Genomic DNA, 20,540 nt, shown 5'->3' with positions numbered 1-20,540 from the left:
TTTTTTTACCATACGTAAGCAAGTACTTCTCCACCAGCTTGTTTAGCACGGGCTTCTTTGTCCGATAAAACACCTTGTGATGTAGAAATAATTGCGATTCCAAGTCCGTTAAGTACACGTGGTACTTCATTTGATTTCGCATATACGCGTAAACCAGGTTTACTGATTCTTTTAAGACCAGTGATAACACGTTCGTTGTTTTGGCCGTATTTAAGGAACAAACGGATAATTCCTTGTTTGCTGTCTTCGACGTACTCAACGTCACGGATAAAACCTTCACGCTTTAAGATTTCAGCAATTTCTCTTTTGATTTTTGAAGCCGGTACTTCTAGCTTCTCATGACGTACCATGTTCGCATTGCGAATACGAGTCAGCAAATCTGCAATCGGATCTGTCATAACCATTATTTAATAACCTCCTTCCCATTTATGGGGATTACCAGCTGGCTTTTTTAACGCCAGGAATTTGTCCTTTATATGCAAGTTCGCGGAAACAAATACGGCAAAGTTTAAACTTACGAATAACTGAATGTGGACGACCACATCGTTCGCAGCGCGTATACTCTTGAACTTTAAACTTTTGTTTGCGTTGTTGTTTCGCAATCATAGACTTTTTAGCCACGATTTCGCCTCCCTTTCATTGATTATTTCTGGAACGGCATACCTACTTGAGTTAATAACTCACGTGCTTCTTCGTCCGTATTGGCAGTAGTAACGATAACGATATCCATACCGCGGACCTTTGTTACTTTATCGTAATCAATTTCTGGGAAGATTAACTGTTCTTTAATACCAAGCGTGTAGTTTCCACGACCGTCGAAAGATTTCTTAGAAATCCCGCGGAAGTCACGTACACGTGGTAAAGACACAGAAATAAGTTTATCAAGGAAATCATACATGCGCTCTCCGCGAAGTGTTACTTTCGCACCGATTGGCATTCCTTCACGTAGACGGAATCCAGCAATAGACTTCTTCGCACGAGTAACGACAGGTTTTTGACCAGCGATAAACGTTAATTCTTCAACAGCAGTATCGATTGCTTTAGCGTTTTGAACAGCGTCACCAACACCCATGTTGATCACGATTTTTTCGATTTTTGGCACTTGCATTACTGATTTGTATTCAAACTTAGAAACTAATGCAGGTGTAATTTCTTTTACATACTTTTCTTTAAGGCGGTTCATGAGAAAGACCTCCCTTCCTTATTTACTATTTATCTAGAACTTGCCCAGATTTTTTCGCTACACGGACTTTCTTTCCGTCCTCAACTTTATACCCAACACGTGTCACTTCACCCGTTTTAGGATCAAGCGGCATTACGTTTGATACGTGGATCGGCGCTTCTTGTTCAGAAATTCCGCCTTGAGGGTTAGCTTGGGTTGGTTTAGAGTGTTTTTTCACAAGGTTAATACCTTCTACTAAAACACGTTCCTTTTTAGGGAAAGCAGCAAGGATGACACCTTGTTTACCTTTATCTTTACCAGAGATAACCACTACTTTATCGCCCTTTTTAACATGCATTTAATCGCACCTCCTTGAGTCGCGGATTGTATTCATTAAAGTACTTCTGGTGCTAGAGAAACAATTTTCATATAGTTGTTTTCACGAAGTTCACGTGCTACTGGTCCGAAGATACGAGTTCCACGTGGGCTCTTGTCGTCACGAATGATGACACATGCATTTTCGTCGAAACTGATGTAAGATCCATCGTTTCTGCGAGCTCCGCTCTTAGTACGAACGATAACTGCTTTCACAACTTCACCTTTTTTGACAACGCCTCCAGGTGTTGCTTGTTTAACCGTACAAACAATGACATCACCGATGTTAGCCGTTTTACGTCCAGAGCCACCAAGAACTTTAATCGTTAGTACTTCGCGTGCGCCAGAATTGTCAGCTACTTTTAAACGAGTCTCCTGTTGAATCATTAATGTTACCTCCTTTCGGAAAAAGAAATCCGAACTTTATTAGATAATAACGGCTTCTTCGACAACTTCAACTAGACGAAAGCGTTTAGTCGCAGATAAAGGACGAGTTTCCATGACCTTTACGATGTCTCCGATTTTTGCTTGGTTGTTTTCATCATGTGCTTTGAACTTCTTAGAGTATCTTACACGTTTGCCATAAAGTGAATGCTTTTTGTATGTTTCAACTACAACAGTGATGGTTTTATCCATTTTGTCAGAAACAACACGACCTTGATACACTTTACGTTGGTTACGTTCGCTCATGTTTGCGGGGCCTCCCCTCTAATTATTATTTATTAGCAGCGATTTCTCTTTGACGAATCACAGTTTTCATGCGTGCGATTGATTTACGCACTTCACGAATGCGAGCAGTATTTTCAAGCTGCCCAGTCGCTAATTGGAAACGAAGATTGAAAAGTTCTTCTTTAAGAGACTTTACTTTTTGTTCAATTTCAGCAGTGGTAAGGTCACGAATTTCATTAGCTTTCATTTGATTCACCACCAATTTCTTCACGTTTTACGAACTTCGTTTTAATTGGCAATTTGTGAGATGCAAGACGAAGAGCTTCACGAGCAACTTCTTCAGACACACCAGAAATTTCAAATAAAACTTTGCCCGGTTTTACTACAGCTACCCATCCTTCTGGAGCACCTTTACCGGAACCCATGCGGACCTCTAGAGGTTTAGCTGTGTATGGCTTAGAAGGGAAAATTTTAATCCAAACTTTACCGCCACGTTTCATGTAACGAGTCATAGCAATACGAGCAGCTTCGATTTGACGGTTTGTGATCCAAGAAGCTTCAAGAGCCTGGATACCGTACTCACCGAAATGTACTTCAGTACCGCCTTTTGCACGACCACGCATTTTTCCACGATGTTCTCTGCGATACTTCACGCGTTTTGGCAATAACATATTATTTTCCTCCTTCCGCAGTATTCTTCTTAGTTGGAAGGACTTCTCCACGATAGATCCATACTTTTACGCCAAGCTTACCATAAGTAGTGTCAGCTTCAGCAGTAGCATAGTCGATGTCAGCACGAAGTGTGTGCAATGGAACAGTACCTTCACTGTAATATTCAGAACGAGCAATATCTGCACCGCCAAGACGACCAGAAACCATTGTTTTGATTCCTTGTGCTCCAGCACGCATTGTGCGTTGGATTGTTTGTTTTTGTGCACGACGGAATGAAATACGGTTTTCAAGTTGACGAGCGATGTTTTCAGCAACTAGCTGAGCATCAAGATCTGCTCTCTTGATTTCAAGAATGTTGATGTGTACACGTTTGCCAGTTAGGCTGTTAAGAGCTTTACGAAGTGCTTCAACTTCAGATCCGCCTTTACCAATTACCATACCTGGTTTAGCCGTGTGGATTGTGATATTTACGCGGTTTGCAGCACGTTCGATTTCAACTTTAGAAACAGACGCGTCAGACAAACGCTTGCTGATGAATTCACGGATTTTCAAGTCTTCATGTAAGAAGTCAGCGTAATCTTTTCCTGCGAACCATTTAGATTCCCAATCACGAATGACGCCAATACGAAGACCTACTGGATTTACCTTTTGACCCACGGATTATCCCTCCTTCTTTTCTGATACAACGATTGTAATGTGGCTAGTACGTTTGTTAATTGCGCTCGCACGACCCATAGCACGTGGACGGAATCTCTTAAGTGTTGGACCTTCGTCAACGAATGCTTGAGTAATCACTAGGCTGTTAGCGTCCAACTCGTAGTTGTGCTCAGCGTTTGCGATAGCAGATTTTAATACTTTTTCAATAATTGGTGAAGCAGCCTTAGGTGTAAGGTTTAAGATAGAAACTGCTTCTCCTACTTGCTTACCTCGGATCAGGTCCATTACTAGACGTGCTTTACGAGGAGCAATACGGACTGTTCTTGCGACAGCTTTAGCTTGCATTTAAAAGCCTCCTCTCATTAGCGTCTTGTTTTTTTATCGTCACTAGCATGACCTTTGTAAGTACGGCTTGGTGCGAATTCGCCCAATTTGTGACCTACCATATCTTCAGAAATGAAAACAGGTACATGTTTGCGTCCATCATAGACAGCGATTGTGTGACCGATGAATTGTGGGAAAATTGTAGAACGACGAGACCAAGTTTTTACGACTTGCTTTTTGTCAGTTTCATTCAATTTCTCGACTTTAGCCATCAAATGATCATCAACAAATGGTCCTTTTTTTAAGCTGCGAGCCATTGTGGAACCTCCCTTCGTGATTGAACTACGGTCCTAAATGAACCGTAGACAACCCCGTTACTTGTTTTTACGACGACGTACAATGAATTTATCAGACTTGTTGGTTTTCTTACGAGTCTTGAATCCAAGAGTCGGTTTACCCCATGGAGACATTGGTGATTTACGTCCGATTGGAGCGCGTCCTTCACCACCACCGTGTGGGTGATCGTTAGGGTTCATTACAGAACCACGAACTGTTGGGCGTACGCCTTTCCAGCGAGAACGTCCAGCTTTACCGATGTTGATTAATTCGTGTTGCTCGTTTCCAACTTGACCGATAGTCGCACGGCAAGCAGAAAGAATCATGCGAACTTCTCCTGAGTTCAAACGTACAAGAACGTATTTACCTTCTTTACCAAGAACTTGAGCAGAAGTACCAGCAGAACGAACTAATTGTCCACCTTTACCTGGTTTTAATTCAATGTTATGCACAACTGTACCAACTGGGATGTTGATAAGTGGAAGAGCATTACCTGGTTTGATGTCAGCTTCTGGTCCAGAAGTAACTTCAGTACCAACTTGGATTCCTTTCGGAGCAAGAATGTAACGTTTCTCACCATCTGCATAGTTTACAAGAGCGATGTTAGCTGAACGGTTTGGATCATACTCGATTGTAGCAACGCGTCCAGGTATACCGTCTTTATCACGCTTAAAGTCGATGATACGGTATTGACGCTTGTGACCGCCACCTTGATGACGAACAGTCAATCTACCTTGGTTGTTACGTCCGCCTTTTTTGTGTAGCGGTGCAAGCAACGATTTTTCTGGTTTGTCAGTCGTGATTTCAGCAAAATCTGAAGTAGTCATGCCACGACGACCATTACTGGTTGGTTTATACTTTTTAATCGCCATTTTGAATTTCCCTCCTTCTTTTTAAGATTTACGCTTCAAAAATTTCGATTTCTTTGCTGTCAGCAGTTAATTTCACGATCGCTTTTCTGCGACGGCTAGTCATACCAGTGTAGCGTCCAACGCGTTTTGATTTTCCTTTGTAGTTTTGAACGTTGACTTTCTCAACTTTCACTCCAAAGATTTCTTCAACAGCGTCTTTCACTTCTGTTTTGTTAGCTCTGACATCAACTTCGAACGTGTACTTCTTCTCTGTCATTAGATCAGCAGAACGTTCAGTAATGATAGGGCGCTTTAGAACATCACGAGGATCTTTCATTATGCAAGTCCCTCCTCTACTTTTTCAACCGCTGCTTTAGTGATCAGAAGTTTGTCGTGGTTGACAACGTCAAGAACGTTGATACCGTTAGCTTCAACAACTGTTACTCCAGGGATGTTACGAGCAGATAAAGCAACTGTTTCGTTTGCATCCGCAGTGACGATCAACGCTTTCTTCTCGACAGATAATCCTTTAAGGATGCCTGCGAATTCTTTCGTTTTCACTGCATCAAGAGTCAGATCTTCAAGAACGATGATGTTGTTGTCGATTACTTTAGAAGACAATACTGACTTGATAGCCAAGCGGCGAACTTTTTTAGGTAATTTATAAGAATAACTGCGTGGTGTTGGACCGAATACGATACCGCCTCCGCGCCATTGTGGTGAACGGATAGAACCTTGACGAGCACGACCTGTACCCTTCTGTCTCCAAGGCTTACGACCTCCGCCACGTACTTCAGAACGAGTTTTTACTTTGTGAGTTCCTTGACGTAAGGAAGCTCTTTGCATAAGAATAGCATCGAATACTACGCTTTCGTTTGGCTCGATTCCAAACACAGAAGCGTTTAATTCGATTTCACCGTTAGTAGAACCGTTTTGGTTATATAATGCTACTTTTGGCATGACTTGTTTCCTCCTTTCCTAAGAGAGTTATTTAGATTTAACTGCACTCTTTACAGTTACTAGAGATTTTTTAGCTCCTGGTACGTTTCCTTTGATCAATAGAAGATTGCGTTCTGCATCAACTTTAACGATCTCAAGGTTTTGGACAGTAATTTGCTCTCCGCCCATACGACCTGGAAGAAGTTTACCTTTGAATACACGGTTTGGATCAACAGGTCCCATTGAACCAGGACGACGGTGGTAACGTGAACCGTGAGTCATTGGTCCGCGTGATTGTCCGTGGCGTTTGATAGCCCCTTGGAATCCTTTACCTTTTGATGTTCCTGTTACATCTACGATATCTCCATTTGCGAAAATATCAACTTTGACTTCCTGACCAACTTCATACGCATCTAACTCCGCACCGCGTAATTCTTTTACGAAGCGCTTAGGAGCAGTTTCCGCTTTAGCAACGTGGCCTTTCTCTGGTTTGTTAGAAAGCTTTTCACGTTTGTCATCAAAACCGATTTGGATTGCTTCATAGCCATCCGTGTCAACAGTCTTCTTTTGAAGAACAACGTTAGCAGCAGCCTCAACAACAGTTACAGGGATAAGATCACCGTTTTCTGCGAATACTTGCGTCATACCAATTTTTCTACCTAAGATTCCTTTGGTCATTCGTCACACCTCCTATAATATGTGTTTTCTATTTGAATTAAAGTTTGATTTCGATATCTACACCAGATGGTAAATCTAAACGCATAAGTGCATCAACTGTTTGCGGAGTTGGATTCACGATGTCGATTAGACGTTTGTGAGTACGCATCTCGAATTGCTCACGAGAATCTTTGTACTTATGCACCGCACGAAGGATTGTGTAAACTGATTTTTCAGTTGGAAGCGGAATTGGACCAGATACACTAGCACCAGAACGCTTAGCCGTTTCAACAATCTTCTCAGCAGATTGATCAAGAATTCTATGATCATATGCTTTTAAACGAATACGAATTTTTTGTTTTGCCATTATTTTCCCTCCTTTTCGCCTACTTACGTTAGACAGTTCTCCGTGAGAAAAACCTGATCACCTCGCCATGGCAAAGCGGCCGGGTGTGTCAGCAACCTCTCACTTCATCGCAGTCAAAGACCAACATGCACTATTGTACCAAATTGGCCTGCGTGTTGCAATAATAAATCGGATAAATTTATGATTTGCACACTTTTCATATTATACAGGGATTCAGCCTATAAATCAAGCTTTCCCTGAAGATGATGTATAGCAGTCTTTCTTATGATGCGTATAAATTCATCTGGTTCCTCAATGTGCGGGGAATGTGCAGAGTCTTTAAAGGTAAACCATTCTTTGATTGGTGCTTTTAATTGATCAACATATGGTTTTGATACAGCAGCTGGTGTAATCATGTCGTGATCGCCAATGAGAAAGTAGCACGGTATTAATATAGTAGAAACTCGGAATTGAATACTCTCATTCATTAGCTGATCCCATAGCTTGTCTTGACTAAACTTCTGTCCTTTCATGAACTTCCATTTATCTTTAAGCTGATATTGCTTACTAAAAAGAAACCCTTTTAGCATTTGAAAAACCGGTTTCCATCTATGTGTGAGACCTACGCTCGCAAACTCTTTATATAGAGAAAACAAGGCATGAGCTGATGTCCGTTTCCATGGAGGGGGCGTCAGTAATCGCAGACACCCAGTAAACAGACGATTGCGATGATATTTCTTCAAAAGGAGCTCGTACGATACGATATCTTCCTTTAACACATCTACTACCTGACTAATCCCGTAATATGCATGATAAAGATCTGGACGCTTATGTACTGCTTGTATGGCAATTAATGATCCCCACGAGTATCCTGCGATATACAATTTTGAATGACCTAGATAAGTTAGAAGCTTCTCTGTCAGTTCAATCGTGTCTTCAATAAATTGCTGAATGGTCATCGATGCATCGGGAAGATTCTCTTGATAGGAAAGTCCTGCACCTCTCTGATCCCAATGGACAACTGTAAAGTCCTGATCAAGTTCCCCGTGAAAGGAATCAATATAACTGATTTGAGCCGAGCCGGGCCCGCCGTGTAAAAATAAAAGGACAGGCTTCGTTTCACTCGTCTGGTCTTCTTTCATCATAATCCATTGGTCAATCCCGCCGATCGACCATTTTTTCAAATATGTCTTTACCATTCCAGCGATCCTCTCGGTTCCATTTAGATTCTATAGCTTATAGTAGCCGTTCTGATCTGGAAAAGCAAAAAAAGAGACCCTTTTGCAAGGAGTCTCTTTTGTATGTTTATTACTTAATGATAGTTGAAACGACACCAGAACCTACAGTACGTCCACCCTCACGGATAGAGAAACGAGTTCCTTCTTCGATAGCGATAGTAGAGATAAGTTCAACTTCCATCTCAGTGTTATCGCCAGGCATTACCATTTCAGTACCTTCTGGAAGATGTACGATACCAGTTACGTCAGTTGTACGGAAGTAGAACTGCGGACGGTAGTTAGCGAAGAATGGAGTATGACGTCCACCCTCTTCTTTAGAAAGTACATAAACTTCAGCTTTGAAACGGCTGTGTGGAGTGATTGTACCCGGTTTAGCAAGTACTTGACCACGTTGGATATCTTCACGAGATACACCACGAAGTAGTGCACCGATGTTGTCACCAGCTTCAGCGTAGTCAAGAAGTTTACGGAACATTTCAACACCTGTAACAGTTGTTTTACCGTTTTCTTCTTGAAGACCGATGATTTCAACTTCGTCACCGACTTTAACTTGTCCACGCTCAACACGACCAGTAGCAACTGTTCCACGACCAGTGATTGAGAATACGTCCTCAACTGGCATCATGAATGGCTTCTCAGTGTCACGCTCTGGAGTTGGGATGTACTCATCAACCGCATCCATAAGTTCAAAGATTTTTGCTTCGTAATCAGCATCTCCTTCAAGAGCTTTAAGAGCAGAACCTTTGATAACTGGTACATCGTCACCAGGGAAGTCATAGTCAGAAAGAAGGTCACGAACTTCCATTTCAACAAGTTCAAGTAACTCTTCATCGTCAACCATGTCACATTTGTTAAGGAATACTACGATGTATGGTACACCTACGTTACGAGAAAGTAGGATGTGCTCACGTGTTTGTGGCATTGGACCATCAGCAGCAGATACTACTAAGATCGCGCCGTCCATTTGAGCAGCACCAGTGATCATGTTTTTAACATAGTCAGCGTGTCCTGGGCAGTCTACGTGTGCATAGTGACGAGTTTCAGTTTCATACTCAACGTGTGCAGTTGAGATTGTGATTCCACGCTCGCGCTCTTCTGGAGCACCATCGATTTGGTCATAAGCCATAGCTGTACCTTTACCAGATTTCTTATGAAGAACTGTTGAGATAGCAGCAGTTAGAGTTGTTTTACCATGGTCAACGTGTCCAATTGTACCAATGTTAGCATGCGATTTGGAACGGTCGAATTTTTCTTTAGCCATTCTAAAAATCCTCCTTAAAGGTTCATTGTATTTGGTATAGAGTGATAGAAAGTGAAGAGTTACCTCTCACTTTCTGATCTTCAATAGTAGTTATACTTTAGTTTAAAGGCAAAATCAATTATTCACCTTTATTTTTTTTGATGATTTCTTCACTGATGCTCTTAGGCACTTCTTCGTAGTGATCCATGTGCATAGTGAAAGTACCGCGTCCTTGTGTGTTAGAACGGAGTGCAGTAGCATATCCGAACATTTCAGAAAGTGGAACCATAGCGCGAACAACTTGAGCGTTACCGCGAGCTTCCATACCTTCTACACGTCCACGACGAGATGTGATATCACCCATGATGTCTCCCATGTATTCTTCAGGGATAACAACTTCCACTTTCATCATTGGCTCAAGTAGAACTGGGTTACATTTGCTAACAGCATTTTTCAATGCCATAGATGCAGCAATTTTGAACGCCATTTCGTTAGAGTCAACATCGTGGTAAGATCCATCAAATAATTTTGCTTTGATGTCGATTAATGGGAATCCAGCTAATACACCATTTTCAAGTGAATCTTCAAGACCTGCTTGAATTGCTGGGATGTATTCACGTGGAACAACCCCACCGACGATTGCATTTTCAAATTCGAATCCTGCGCCTTCTTCGTTTGGTTCGAATTCAATCCAAACGTGTCCGAACTGACCGCGTCCACCAGACTGACGTACGAATTTACCTTCAACTTTTGCACCAGAACGGAATGTTTCACGGTACGCAACTTGAGGAGCACCTACGTTAGCTTCAACCTTGAACTCACGCTTCATACGGTCAACAATGATATCAAGGTGAAGCTCACCCATACCAGAGATGATCGTTTGACCAGTTTCAGGGTTTGTTTGTGTACGGAATGTTGGATCCTCTTCAGCTAGTTTAGCTAAAGCGATACTCATTTTATCTTGGTCAGCCTTAGATTTAGGCTCGATAGCTACATCGATAACTGGCTCTGGGAATTCCATAGACTCAAGGATAACAAGATTTTTCTCGTCACAAAGAGTATCACCAGTAGATGTATCTTTAAGACCTACAGCTGCTGCGATATCCCCTGCATATACAGTAGAGATTTCTTCACGGCTGTTTGCGTGCATTTGAAGGATACGTCCAACACGTTCACGCTTGTTCTTAGAAGAGTTCTTCACGTATGAACCAGAATCAAGTGTTCCAGAGTATACGCGGAAGAAAGTTAGTTTCCCAACATAAGGGTCAGTCATAACTTTAAATGCAAGAGCTGCGAATGGTGCGTCATCAGTAGACTCACGAACAACCTCTTCATTTGAATCTGGCAGGATACCTTTAATTGCAGCAACATCAGTTGGTGCAGGCAGGTAGTCAAGCACAGCGTCAAGTACAAGCTGAACACCTTTGTTTTTGAAAGCAGATCCAACAAGAACTGGGTAGAATTCAACATTCAATGTTCCTTTACGGATTGCAGCTTTCAATTCAGGAATTGTGATTTCTTCACCCTCAAGGTATTTTTCCATAAGCTCTTCATCAAGCTCAGCAACAGCTTCAATTAGGCTGCTGCGAAGCTCTTCAGCTTTGTCTTTATACTCAGCAGGGATTTCTTTAGCATCAGAGCGAGTTCCAAGGTCATCTTCGTAGAAGTATGCTACGTTTTCTACAAGGTCGATGATTCCTTCGAATTGATCTTCAGCGCCGATCGGCAATTGAATTGCATGAGCGTTCGCTTGAAGACGATCTCTTAATGTGCTTACAGAGTAAAGGAAGTCCGCACCAGTTTTATCCATTTTGTTAACGAATACGATACGAGGTACTCCGTAAGTTGTTGCTTGGCGCCAAACTGTTTCAGTTTGTGGCTCTACACCTGATTGTGCATCAAGAACAGCAACCGCACCATCAAGTACACGTAAAGAACGTTCAACTTCAACAGTGAAGTCTACGTGTCCTGGTGTATCGATGATGTTTACACGGTAACCCTTCCATTGTGCTGTAGTAGCAGCAGAAGTGATTGTAATACCACGTTCTTGCTCCTGCTCCATCCAGTCCATTTGTGAAGCTCCTTCGTGAGTTTCACCAATTTTATGGATACGACCAGTGTAGTACAAGATACGCTCAGTCGTTGTCGTTTTACCGGCATCGATGTGAGCCATGATACCAATATTACGAGTTTTGTCTAAGGAGAACTCTCTTGCCATTGGGTAATTTCTCCTTCCTCATTAGGGAATAGTTTTTTTAGTTTGGTATAAATCCTACCAGCGGTAGTGAGCGAATGCTTTGTTCGCTTCTGCCATTTTGTGTGTATCTTCACGTTTCTTAACAGCAGCACCAGTGTTGTTAGCTGCGTCAAGGATTTCGTTAGCAAGACGCTCTTCCATCGTTTTTTCTCCACGAAGACGAGCATAGTTTACTAACCAGCGAAGACCTAAAGTAGTACGACGGTCTGGGCGAACTTCTACAGGAACTTGGTAGTTAGCTCCACCTACACGACGTGCTTTAACTTCAAGAACTGGCATGATGTTTTTCAAGGCTTGTTCGAAAACCTCCATCGCTTCATTACCAGTACGTTCTTTGATGATATCAAATGACTTGTAGAGGATTGTTTGTGACTTTCCTCTTTTACCGTCGATCATCATTTTGTTGATCAAACGAGATACAAGTTTAGAATTGTAAATTGGATCTGGCAATACGTCTCTTTTTGCTACAGGACCTTTACGTGGCATCTGAATAGCCTCCCTTCTCTTTTAAAAGGATTTCTATCTGTCTCTCATCTCAATATCATTGTCAGCTGCCTGACTCCACTGATCTGATATCAACTTCTAAAAACCCTTATGTTTGTTTGTATTATTTGCTTTGTTTAGGGCGTTTTGTTCCGTATTTAGAACGTCCTTGCATACGACCGTCAACTCCGGCAGTATCAAGCGCACCACGAACGATGTGGTAACGTACACCCGGTAAGTCTTTTACACGTCCGCCACGGATAAGTACTACACTGTGCTCTTGTAGGTTATGTCCGATACCAGGAATGTAAGCTGTTACCTCAATCAGGTTAGACAAACGTACACGAGCATATTTACGTAGTGCTGAGTTTGGTTTTTTCGGTGTCATTGTACCGACACGAGTACAAACCCCGCGCTTCTGTGGAGATGTTACGTTAGTGTGCTCTTTTTTGAAACTGTTGTATCCTTTGTTAAGTGCAGGTGACTTTGAGTTTTCAACTTTACTCACGCGTCCTTTGCGTATTAGCTGATTAATTGTAGGCATGTTGTTATTCCTCCCTTCATTACTTTTTTTATAACCCACATACCCAGGTGGTTCATCAAAAGGCAAAAAACAATGCTTTTGCATTTTATACATGCAAAAACAAAACAAGTACGCTATAACATAATGGCAACAGCTGCTGCCCCAACTTCAATTCCGCAGGCCTTGCCGAGCTTTTTCATGGAATCTACCACTAAGATGTCTACACCCTTCTCTTGTGCTAGTTTCAATACACTAGCGGTTAAAGCAGGATCAGCATCTTTCGCTACGACGACTTCCTTAACTGAATCTCGTTTCAGAGCTTTTACTGTTTGCTTCGTACCAATAATAATGGATTGAGCCTGTGATACTTTATCATAAGACATCGAATATCCTCCAAAGTAACAGGTTTTATTTTGAGCACCTTGGTTATATTATCATCATGGCAGAAGGATGTCAATATCGTATGACAGATTATCTTGACATCCTTCACCATTTTTTGATGATTTTATAGGAATCTCACGAGAAAGATTACTCTACAGGAACCATGTCGTCAGACGGCTGCACTTGCGAAACCGGCTTAACTTTACGGTAGTTTGGCATTCCCGTTCCAGCAGGAACAAGTTTACCGATGATCACATTCTCTTTCAAGCCAAGCAGTTCATCACGTTTTCCTTTGATCGCCGCATCTGTTAGGACACGAGTCGTTTCTTGGAAGGATGCCGCAGACAAGAATGAGTCTGTTTCAAGTGAAGCTTTTGTAATACCAAGAAGAACTGGACGGCCTGTTGCAGGACGTTTGCCTTCGAATAGTACTTTTTTGTTCGCTTCAGTGAATTGATGTACATCAAGAAGTGTGCCTGGTAATACATCTGTATCCCCTGCATCAGCGACACGCACTTTACGAAGCATTTGGCGAACCATTACCTCTACGTGCTTATCTCCGATTTCTACCCCTTGCATACGGTATACTTTTTGTACTTCATGAAGCAGATATTCTTGAACAGCTGTCATGTCAGTCACTTTAAGAAGTTCTTTCGGATCGATTGAACCTTCTGTAAGTACTTGACCACGAGTGACTGCGTCACCTTCAACAACTTTCAGACGTGCATTGTAAGGAGCTGTGTATGAGCGAGTTTCAACTTCGCCTTGAACCACAATTTCCTGCTGCTTGTCACGAACATCGTTAATTTCAGCAACGACACCATCAATTTCAGAAATTGTCGCTTGCCCTTTCGGATTACGCGCTTCAAATAGCTCTTGGATACGAGGTAGACCTTGTGTGATATCGTCTCCTGCTACCCCACCGGTGTGGAACGTACGCATTGTAAGCTGTGTTCCTGGCTCACCGATTGATTGTGCAGCGATGATTCCAACCGCTTCACCGACTTCAACGTCAGTACCAGTTGCAAGGTTACGGCCGTAGCATCGTTTACATACACCATGAGGCGTGTTACATGTAAATGCTGAACGGATCCATACTTCCTCAATTCCTGCTTCAACTACTTCAAGTGCTTTATCTTCATCAATTAGTTCGTTTTCGGCTACAATGACTTCGCCTGTTTCAGGATGAACAATTGGTTTTCTTGCAAAACGTCCGATCAGACGTTCTTCAAGTTTCTCAATAATTTCATTTCCTTCTTTAATGGACTTCGCCAAGATTCCACGGTCTGTACCGCAATCTGTTTCACGGATGATAACATCCTGTGCAACATCAACGAGACGACGCGTGAGGTAACCTGAGTCAGCTGTTTTAAGGGCTGTATCGGCAAGACCTTTACGCGCACCGTGAGTGGAAATAAAGTATTCCAATACGGTTAAACCTTCACGGAAACTAGATTTAATCGGAAGTTCGATGATACGTCCAGCCGGGTTGGCCATCAGACCACGCATACCAGCCAGCTGAGTGAAGTTAGACGCGTTACCACGCGCTCCAGAGTCACTCATCATGTAGATTGGGTTGACTTCATCAAGGGACTTCATCAGTTTACCTTGGATGACATCTTTAGAAGAACTCCAGATTGAAATAACTCTCTCATAACGCTCTTCTTCAGTAATCAAACCACGTCTGAATTGCTTCATGACGTTATCTACTTTTGCTTGTGCTTCTTCAAGAATTTGCTGCTTATCATCTAATACGACGATATCAGACACACCAACCGTAATACCGGCTTTAGTAGAGTATCTGAAACCAAGATTTTTCATGCGGTCAAGCATTTTAGATGTCTCAGTGATATGGAATCTCTTAAAGATTTCTGCAATGATTTTACCTAAAATACCTTTTTTGAACGGCGCATTGATTTCTTGTTTCTCGATCGCAGCTTTTACATCCTCACCTTTTTCAAGGAAGAAACGATCAGGCGTTTTTTCTTCAATATTGCTCTTTGTCGGCTCATTCATGTATGGGAATGATTCCGGTAAGATTTCGTTAAAGATCAGTTTTCCAACTGTTGTAATCAACAATTTAGAACGCTGTTCATCAGTGAATGTCACATTCTTCAACGAGCTAGCTGCAACAGCTACACGTGTATGAAGATGCACATAACCATTTTGATAAGCTAGAAGGGCTTCGTCAGTATCTTTGAAGACCATACCTTCTCCGATAGCACCTTTGCGCTCAAGTGTAAGGTAGTAGTTACCAAGCACCATATCCTGAGATGGCGTAACAACTGGTTTTCCATCTTTCGGGTTCAAAATGTTTTGAGCAGCAAGCATTAAGATACGAGCTTCAGCTTGAGCTTCAGCAGATAATGGTACGTGAACCGCCATTTGGTCACCGTCAAAGTCAGCGTTGTAGGCTGTACATACAAGTGGATGAAGACGAATTGCGCGTCCTTCCACAAGTGTAGGTTCAAACGCTTGAATACCAAGTCTGTGAAGAGTCGGTGCACGGTTTAGTAAGACTGGATGCTCACGAATAACTGATTCTAATACATCCCATACTTCTGGCTGCACGCGCTCAATTTTACGCTTCGCACTCTTGATGTTGTGAGCTAATCCTTTTTCAACAAGCTCCTTCATCACGAATGGTTTGAATAATTCAAGAGCCATTTCTTTCGGAAGTCCACACTGATACATTTTCAAATGTGGTCCTACGACGATAACGGAACGTCCAGAATAGTCAACACGTTTACCAAGCAAGTTTTGACGGAAACGTCCTTGTTTCCCTTTCAGCATGTGAGAAAGAGATTTCAATGGTCTATTTCCTGGTCCTGTTACTGGTCGGCCTCTACGTCCATTATCAATCAAGGCATCGACAGCTTCTTGAAGCATACGCTTCTCGTTCTGAACGATGATGCTTGGCGCGCCAAGATCTAATAAACGCTTCAGACGATTGTTACGGTTGATGACACGACGATAAAGGTCGTTCAAGTCAGAAGTAGCAAAACGTCCACCATCAAGCTGAACCATTGGACGTAATTCTGGCGGAATAACCGGAAGTACATCAAGAATCATCCAAGATGGTTTGTTTCCTGAGTTACGGAAGGCTTCTAACACTTCAAGGCGTTTGATCGCACGTGTACGTCGCTGTCCTTGAGCAGTTTTCAGCTCTTCCTTCAGTGTATCTACTTCTTTTACAAGATCGATATCTTGAAGAAGTTTGTTGATTGCTTCTGCACCCATAGCTGCTTGGAATGTATTACCGTATTTATCTAAATAAGCACGGAATTCTTTCTCAGAAAGAAGTTGTTTCTTCTCAAGCGGTGTATTGCCCGGATCTGTCACGACGTAAGAAGCGAAGTAGATCACTTCTTCTAACGCACGTGGTGACATATCAAGAACAAGACCCATACGGCTTGGGATACCTTTGAAATACCAAATGTGGGAAACTGGGGCAGCCAGTTCAATATGCCCCATTCTCTCACGACGGACTTTTGCCCGTGTTACTTCTACACCACAACGGTCACATACAACACCCTTATACCGAACGCGTTTATACTTCCCACAATGACATTCCCAGTCTTTTTGCGGTCCGAAGATACGTTCACAAAAGAGACCATCTTTTTCAGGTTTCAGTGTACGATAGTTAATCGTTTCAGGCTTTTTCACTTCACCAAAAGACCAAGAACGGATTTTATCAGGTGATGCGAGACCGATGTTCATATACTCAAAATTGTTCACATCTAGCAAGGGGCCTACCTCCCTTTTAATCTTCGGGTTATACCCTAGTCACTTGCTCTAATCGTTTCTGCTATTCTTTTGTGACTGCGTCACGTTCAAGATCGACAGGTGCGAGGTCTGCAGCATCTTCGTCATTAGATAACGCTAATCCGTCTGCTTTCTTCGTTTCCTCATCGTCTTCTAAATCTCTCATTTCTATCTCTTCTTCATCGCCAGATAGGATTTTCACATCCATACCTAAACTTTGAAGTTCTTTGATTAACACTTTGAATGATTCAGGGACACCTGGTTCAGGTACGTTATCCCCTTTGACGATGGCTTCGTATGTTTTCACACGACCCACAACGTCATCCGATTTAACTGTTAAGATCTCTTGAAGTGTATATGCTGCACCGTAAGCTTCAAGTGCCCATACTTCCATCTCTCCGAAACGCTGACCACCAAACTGTGCTTTACCGCCAAGTGGCTGCTGCGTAACAAGTGAGTATGGTCCAGTTGAACGAGCGTGAAGTTTATCGTCAACCATGTGAGCCAGTTTGATCATGTACATGATTCCGACAGATACACGGTTGTCGAATGGTTCACCAGTTCGACCGTCATAAAGGACTGTTTTCGCATCACGGGACATACCTGCTTCTTCAAGCGTTTCCCAAACATCTTCCTCGCGCGCACCATCAAATACTGGTGACGCAATGTGGATGCCAAGGTAACGTGCAGCCATACCCATATGAAGCTCAAGTACCTGACCGATGTTCATACGAGATGGTACCCCTAGAGGGTTCAACATGATATCGATCGGTGTTCCGTCTGGAAGATAAGGCATATCTTCTTCTGGAAGGATTTTAGAGATAACCCCTTTGTTACCATGTCGTCCGGCCATTTTGTCACCTTCAGAAATCTTACGTTTCTGAACGATGTATACACGGACTAATTGGTTTACACCTGGAGGTAATTCATCTCCATCTTCACGGTTGAAGACTTTTACATCGTGGATAATTCCGCCGCCGCCGTGTGGAACACGCAGTGACGTATCACGAACTTCACGAGCCTTTTCACCGAAGATTGCATGTAATAGACGTTCTTCAGCTGTTAGTTCAGTTACACCTTTAGGCGTTACTTTACCTACAAGAAGGTCTCCGTCTTTTACTTCTGCACCAATACGGATGATTCCGCGCTCGTCAAGGTTGCGTAAAGCATCTTCCCCAACGTTTGGAATATCACGAGTGATTTCTTCTGGTCCAAGCTTTGTATCACGAGCTTCTGATTCATATTCTTCAATATGAATAGACGTGTAGACGTCATCTTTTACAAGGCGCTCACTCATGATGATCGCATCCTCGTAGTTGTAACCGTCCCAAGTCATAAATCCGACCATAACGTTACGTCCTAGAGCCAATTCACCTTTTTCCATAGAAGGTCCGTCTGCAAGAATTTCTCCTTTAACGACTTCATCTCCAACACTTACGATAGGGCGCTGGTTGTAGCAAGTCCCTTGGTTAGAGCGGACAAATTTCAGCAGGCTGTATTTGTCTAGGTTTCCTTTGACTTGTTGTCCGTCAACGTCTTCATAACGGCGAACCCAAATATTTTTTGCTTCTACACGTTCTACAACACCTGGATAGCGGCAGATGACAGCAGCACCAGAGTCTTTACCTGATACGTACTCCATCCCTGTACCAACAATTGGTGATTCCGGCTGCATCAAAGGCACAGCCTGACGCTGCATGTTTGCTCCCATTAGAGCACGGTTAGAGTCATCGTTTTCTAAGAATGGGATACATGCTGTCGCTGCAGAAACAACCTGCTTTGGCGAAACGTCCATGTAGTCAACGCGGTTTCGAGGAACAACGGTGTTTTCCCCTCTGAAACGAGCAATGATATTATCATCGATAAACGAACCATCATCAGCTAACTGAGCGTTCGCTTGTGCTACTACGTAGTTATCCTCTTCATCAGCAGTTAAGTAATCGATTCTCGGTGTCACTTTACCAGTTTCAGGATCAACCCGGCGGTAAGGTGTTTCGATAAATCCGAAGCGATTCACTTTTGCAAATGAAGATAGAGAGTTGATCAAACCAATGTTTGGACCCTCTGGTGTTTCAATCGGACACATACGTCCATAGTGAGAGTAGTGAACGTCACGAACTTCCATTCCTGCACGCTCACGTGTCAAACCACCCGGTCCAAGCGCTGACAGACGACGTTTGTGCGTCAATTCAGCAAGCGGGTTTGTTTGATCCATGAACTGAGAAAGCTGAGAACTACCAAAGAACTCTTTGATAGAAGCGATCACAGGACGAATGTTGATCAGCTGCTGAGGTGTGATCGTGTTTGTGTCTTGAATCGACATTCTTTCACGAACAACACGCTCCATTCTGCTTAAACCAATACGGAATTGGTTTTGCAGAAGTTCACCTACAGAACGTAGACGACGGTTACCAAGGTGGTCGATATCATCTGTGTCACCTACACCATGAAGAAGGTTGAAGAAGTAACTGATTGATGCAATGATGTCAGAAGGCGTGATGTTTTTCACAGCTTCCTCTACATATGCATTTCCAATCACGTTGATCACTTGCTCGCCTTCTTGATCAGTCGGTGCATAAATCTTAATAGATTGAAGTTCTACTTCATCTTCTACTACGCCACCATTAGGATAAAGCTTTCTAAATCCGATGCCGTTTTCTAAGTATGGAAGAATTTTATCAAGAACTCTTCTGTCTAAAATTTGACCTTTTTCTGCTAGAATTTCACCTGTTTCAGGGTCAACTAACGTTTCAGCCAATTTTTGATTGAACAGTCTATTTTTAATATGAAGCTTCTTATTAATCTTGTAGCGTCCAACATTTGCTAGGTCATATCTCTTCGGATCGAAGAAGCGAGAGTCTAGCAAGCTTTTCGCATTTTCAACAGTTGGCGGCTCTCCAGGACGGAGGCGCTCGTAGATTTCGAGAAGTGCTTTATCTGCATTCTCTGTATTGTCTTTTTCCAGCGTGTTGCGTAAGTATTCATTCTCGCCAATGAGGTCAAGAATCTCTTGATCAGAGCTGAAGCCGAGAGCACGCAAAAGAACCGTAACCGGCAACTTACGTGTGCGATCGATGCGTACATAGACTACATCCTTCGCATCAGTTTCGTATTCTAACCATGCGCCACGGTTTGGAATGACAGTCGCAGTAAAACCTTTTTTACCGTTTTTGTCTACTTTACCACTGAAATATACACTTGGAGAACGCACTAACTGAGAAACGATTACACGTTCCGCACCATTAATGATAAAAGTACCTGTGTCTGTCATGATTGGGAAATCACCCATAAACACATCTTGGTCTTTTACTTCTCCAGTTTCTTTGTTAATTAAACGAACTTTTACTCTTAGTGGAGCAGAGTAAGTTACATCACGTTCTTTTGATTCTGCTACAGGATACTTAGGATCCCCTAGGCTGTAATCAATGAATTCAAGAGAAAGGTTACCAGTAAAATCCTCAATTGGGGATATATCTTGAAACATCTCTCTAAGACCCTCATCAAGAAACCACTGATAAGAAGAGGTTTGAATTTCAATGAGATTTGGTAATTCTAACACTTCGCTTATGCGTGCGTAGCTTCTGCGCTGGCGGTGTCGTCCATACTGAACTAGTTGACCTGTCAACTGATTCACCCCTCAAATCATGCGTATTATATGTGTAAAA

At 42.5% G+C, this 20,540-nt stretch carries 24 protein-coding genes; all 24 read right to left on the bottom strand.

The genetic code is table 11. The features are described from left to right. Nucleotides 1–5 precede the first annotated feature (5 nt). The 24 genes from rpsH to rpoB all read right to left on the bottom strand — a co-directional run bounded on the left by rpsH (nt 6) and on the right by rpoB (nt 20,500). Nucleotides 6–404 carry a 30S ribosomal protein S8 gene (rpsH, locus tag NSS65_RS00805; protein WP_007496327.1) on the bottom strand — a complete coding sequence of 133 codons (399 nt, stop codon included), beginning with the start codon at nt 402–404 and terminating at the stop codon, nt 6–8. A gap of 31 nt (nt 405–435) precedes the next feature. Further along, complete coding sequence (gene rpsN, locus NSS65_RS00800; protein WP_008356542.1) at nt 436–621, bottom strand: 30S ribosomal protein S14; 186 nt, start codon at nt 619–621, stop codon at nt 436–438. Between the two features lie 22 nt (nt 622–643). Beyond that, nucleotides 644–1,183 carry a 50S ribosomal protein L5 gene (gene rplE, locus NSS65_RS00795; protein ID WP_003217159.1) on the bottom strand — a complete coding sequence of 180 codons (540 nt, stop codon included), beginning with the start codon at nt 1,181–1,183 and terminating at the stop codon, nt 644–646. A gap of 25 nt (nt 1,184–1,208) precedes the next feature. After that, complete coding sequence (rplX, locus tag NSS65_RS00790) at nt 1,209–1,520, bottom strand: 50S ribosomal protein L24 (RefSeq protein WP_008356538.1); 312 nt, start codon at nt 1,518–1,520, stop codon at nt 1,209–1,211. A 35-nt stretch (nt 1,521–1,555) separates the two neighbouring features. Further along, the gene (gene rplN, locus NSS65_RS00785; protein ID WP_003216882.1) at nt 1,556–1,924 is read right to left on the bottom strand and encodes a 50S ribosomal protein L14; all 369 of its coding nucleotides are present in this window, start codon (nt 1,922–1,924) and stop codon (nt 1,556–1,558) included. Nucleotides 1,925–1,963: 39 nt separating this feature from the next. After that, nucleotides 1,964–2,227 carry a 30S ribosomal protein S17 gene (gene rpsQ, locus NSS65_RS00780; RefSeq protein WP_003216906.1) on the bottom strand — a complete coding sequence of 88 codons (264 nt, stop codon included), beginning with the start codon at nt 2,225–2,227 and terminating at the stop codon, nt 1,964–1,966. Nucleotides 2,228–2,252: 25 nt separating this feature from the next. Then, nucleotides 2,253–2,453, bottom strand: a complete 201-nt coding sequence (rpmC, locus tag NSS65_RS00775; protein ID WP_003217155.1) for a 50S ribosomal protein L29 — start codon at nt 2,451–2,453, stop codon at nt 2,253–2,255. Next, entirely contained in the window at nt 2,443–2,877 is a 435-nt protein-coding gene (rplP, locus tag NSS65_RS00770; RefSeq protein WP_003156478.1) for a 50S ribosomal protein L16, read from the bottom strand. The genes rpmC and rplP overlap by 11 nt, the downstream gene beginning before the upstream one ends. Before the next feature lies 1 nt (nt 2,878). Beyond that, the gene (gene rpsC, locus NSS65_RS00765; RefSeq protein ID WP_003217241.1) at nt 2,879–3,535 is read right to left on the bottom strand and encodes a 30S ribosomal protein S3; all 657 of its coding nucleotides are present in this window, start codon (nt 3,533–3,535) and stop codon (nt 2,879–2,881) included. A gap of 3 nt (nt 3,536–3,538) precedes the next feature. Next, nucleotides 3,539–3,880 (bottom strand): 50S ribosomal protein L22, encoded by a 342-nt coding sequence (gene rplV, locus NSS65_RS00760; RefSeq protein ID WP_007496316.1) that lies wholly within the window; start codon nt 3,878–3,880, stop codon nt 3,539–3,541. Between the two features lie 17 nt (nt 3,881–3,897). Next, a complete protein-coding gene (rpsS, locus tag NSS65_RS00755; protein WP_003216920.1) occupies nt 3,898–4,176 on the bottom strand; it encodes a 30S ribosomal protein S19 in 279 nt (92 codons plus the stop codon). 57 nt (nt 4,177–4,233) lie between these two features. Then, nucleotides 4,234–5,067, bottom strand: coding sequence for a 50S ribosomal protein L2 (gene rplB / locus NSS65_RS00750; RefSeq protein WP_024425599.1), 834 nt, complete (start codon nt 5,065–5,067; stop codon nt 4,234–4,236). A 28-nt stretch (nt 5,068–5,095) separates the two neighbouring features. Continuing rightward, a complete protein-coding gene (gene rplW / locus NSS65_RS00745; RefSeq protein WP_003217016.1) occupies nt 5,096–5,383 on the bottom strand; it encodes a 50S ribosomal protein L23 in 288 nt (95 codons plus the stop codon). Further along, complete coding sequence (gene rplD / locus NSS65_RS00740) at nt 5,383–6,006, bottom strand: 50S ribosomal protein L4 (RefSeq protein WP_024425598.1); 624 nt, start codon at nt 6,004–6,006, stop codon at nt 5,383–5,385. The genes rplW and rplD overlap by 1 nt, the downstream gene beginning before the upstream one ends. Before the next feature lie 27 nt (nt 6,007–6,033). Beyond that, a complete protein-coding gene (gene rplC, locus NSS65_RS00735; protein WP_024425597.1) occupies nt 6,034–6,663 on the bottom strand; it encodes a 50S ribosomal protein L3 in 630 nt (209 codons plus the stop codon). A 37-nt stretch (nt 6,664–6,700) separates the two neighbouring features. Continuing rightward, nucleotides 6,701–7,009 carry a 30S ribosomal protein S10 gene (gene rpsJ, locus NSS65_RS00730; protein WP_003156464.1) on the bottom strand — a complete coding sequence of 103 codons (309 nt, stop codon included), beginning with the start codon at nt 7,007–7,009 and terminating at the stop codon, nt 6,701–6,703. Nucleotides 7,010–7,227: 218 nt separating this feature from the next. Further along, complete coding sequence (locus NSS65_RS00725; protein WP_034283889.1) at nt 7,228–8,187, bottom strand: alpha/beta hydrolase; 960 nt, start codon at nt 8,185–8,187, stop codon at nt 7,228–7,230. Nucleotides 8,188–8,296: 109 nt separating this feature from the next. Continuing rightward, the gene (tuf, locus tag NSS65_RS00720; protein WP_034283892.1) at nt 8,297–9,487 is read right to left on the bottom strand and encodes an elongation factor Tu; all 1,191 of its coding nucleotides are present in this window, start codon (nt 9,485–9,487) and stop codon (nt 8,297–8,299) included. A 118-nt stretch (nt 9,488–9,605) separates the two neighbouring features. Next, nucleotides 9,606–11,684, bottom strand: a complete 2,079-nt coding sequence (gene fusA / locus NSS65_RS00715) for an elongation factor G (RefSeq protein ID WP_024425594.1) — start codon at nt 11,682–11,684, stop codon at nt 9,606–9,608. Nucleotides 11,685–11,738: 54 nt separating this feature from the next. Continuing rightward, nucleotides 11,739–12,209: a 30S ribosomal protein S7 gene (rpsG, locus tag NSS65_RS00710; RefSeq protein ID WP_003216884.1), complete on the bottom strand. Its 471-nt coding sequence runs from the start codon at nt 12,207–12,209 to the stop codon at nt 11,739–11,741. 121 nt (nt 12,210–12,330) lie between these two features. Next, nucleotides 12,331–12,750: a 30S ribosomal protein S12 gene (rpsL, locus tag NSS65_RS00705; protein WP_003216962.1), complete on the bottom strand. Its 420-nt coding sequence runs from the start codon at nt 12,748–12,750 to the stop codon at nt 12,331–12,333. A gap of 113 nt (nt 12,751–12,863) precedes the next feature. Continuing rightward, nucleotides 12,864–13,112 (bottom strand): 50S ribosomal protein L7ae-like protein, encoded by a 249-nt coding sequence (locus NSS65_RS00700; protein WP_024425593.1) that lies wholly within the window; start codon nt 13,110–13,112, stop codon nt 12,864–12,866. 145 nt (nt 13,113–13,257) lie between these two features. Beyond that, nucleotides 13,258–16,857, bottom strand: a complete 3,600-nt coding sequence (gene rpoC / locus NSS65_RS00695; protein WP_034283894.1) for a DNA-directed RNA polymerase subunit beta' — start codon at nt 16,855–16,857, stop codon at nt 13,258–13,260. A gap of 61 nt (nt 16,858–16,918) precedes the next feature. Continuing rightward, nucleotides 16,919–20,500 (bottom strand): DNA-directed RNA polymerase subunit beta, encoded by a 3,582-nt coding sequence (gene rpoB, locus NSS65_RS00690; RefSeq protein WP_326135440.1) that lies wholly within the window; start codon nt 20,498–20,500, stop codon nt 16,919–16,921. Nucleotides 20,501–20,540 lie beyond the last annotated feature (40 nt).

This window comes from Bacillus sp. FSL K6-1006, assembly GCF_038593175.1.
GTDB lineage: Bacteria > Bacillota > Bacilli > Bacillales > Bacillaceae > Bacillus > Bacillus safensis.
Note: the sequence above shows the minus strand (reverse complement) of the source record. Positions and strands in the feature narration are given on the sequence as shown.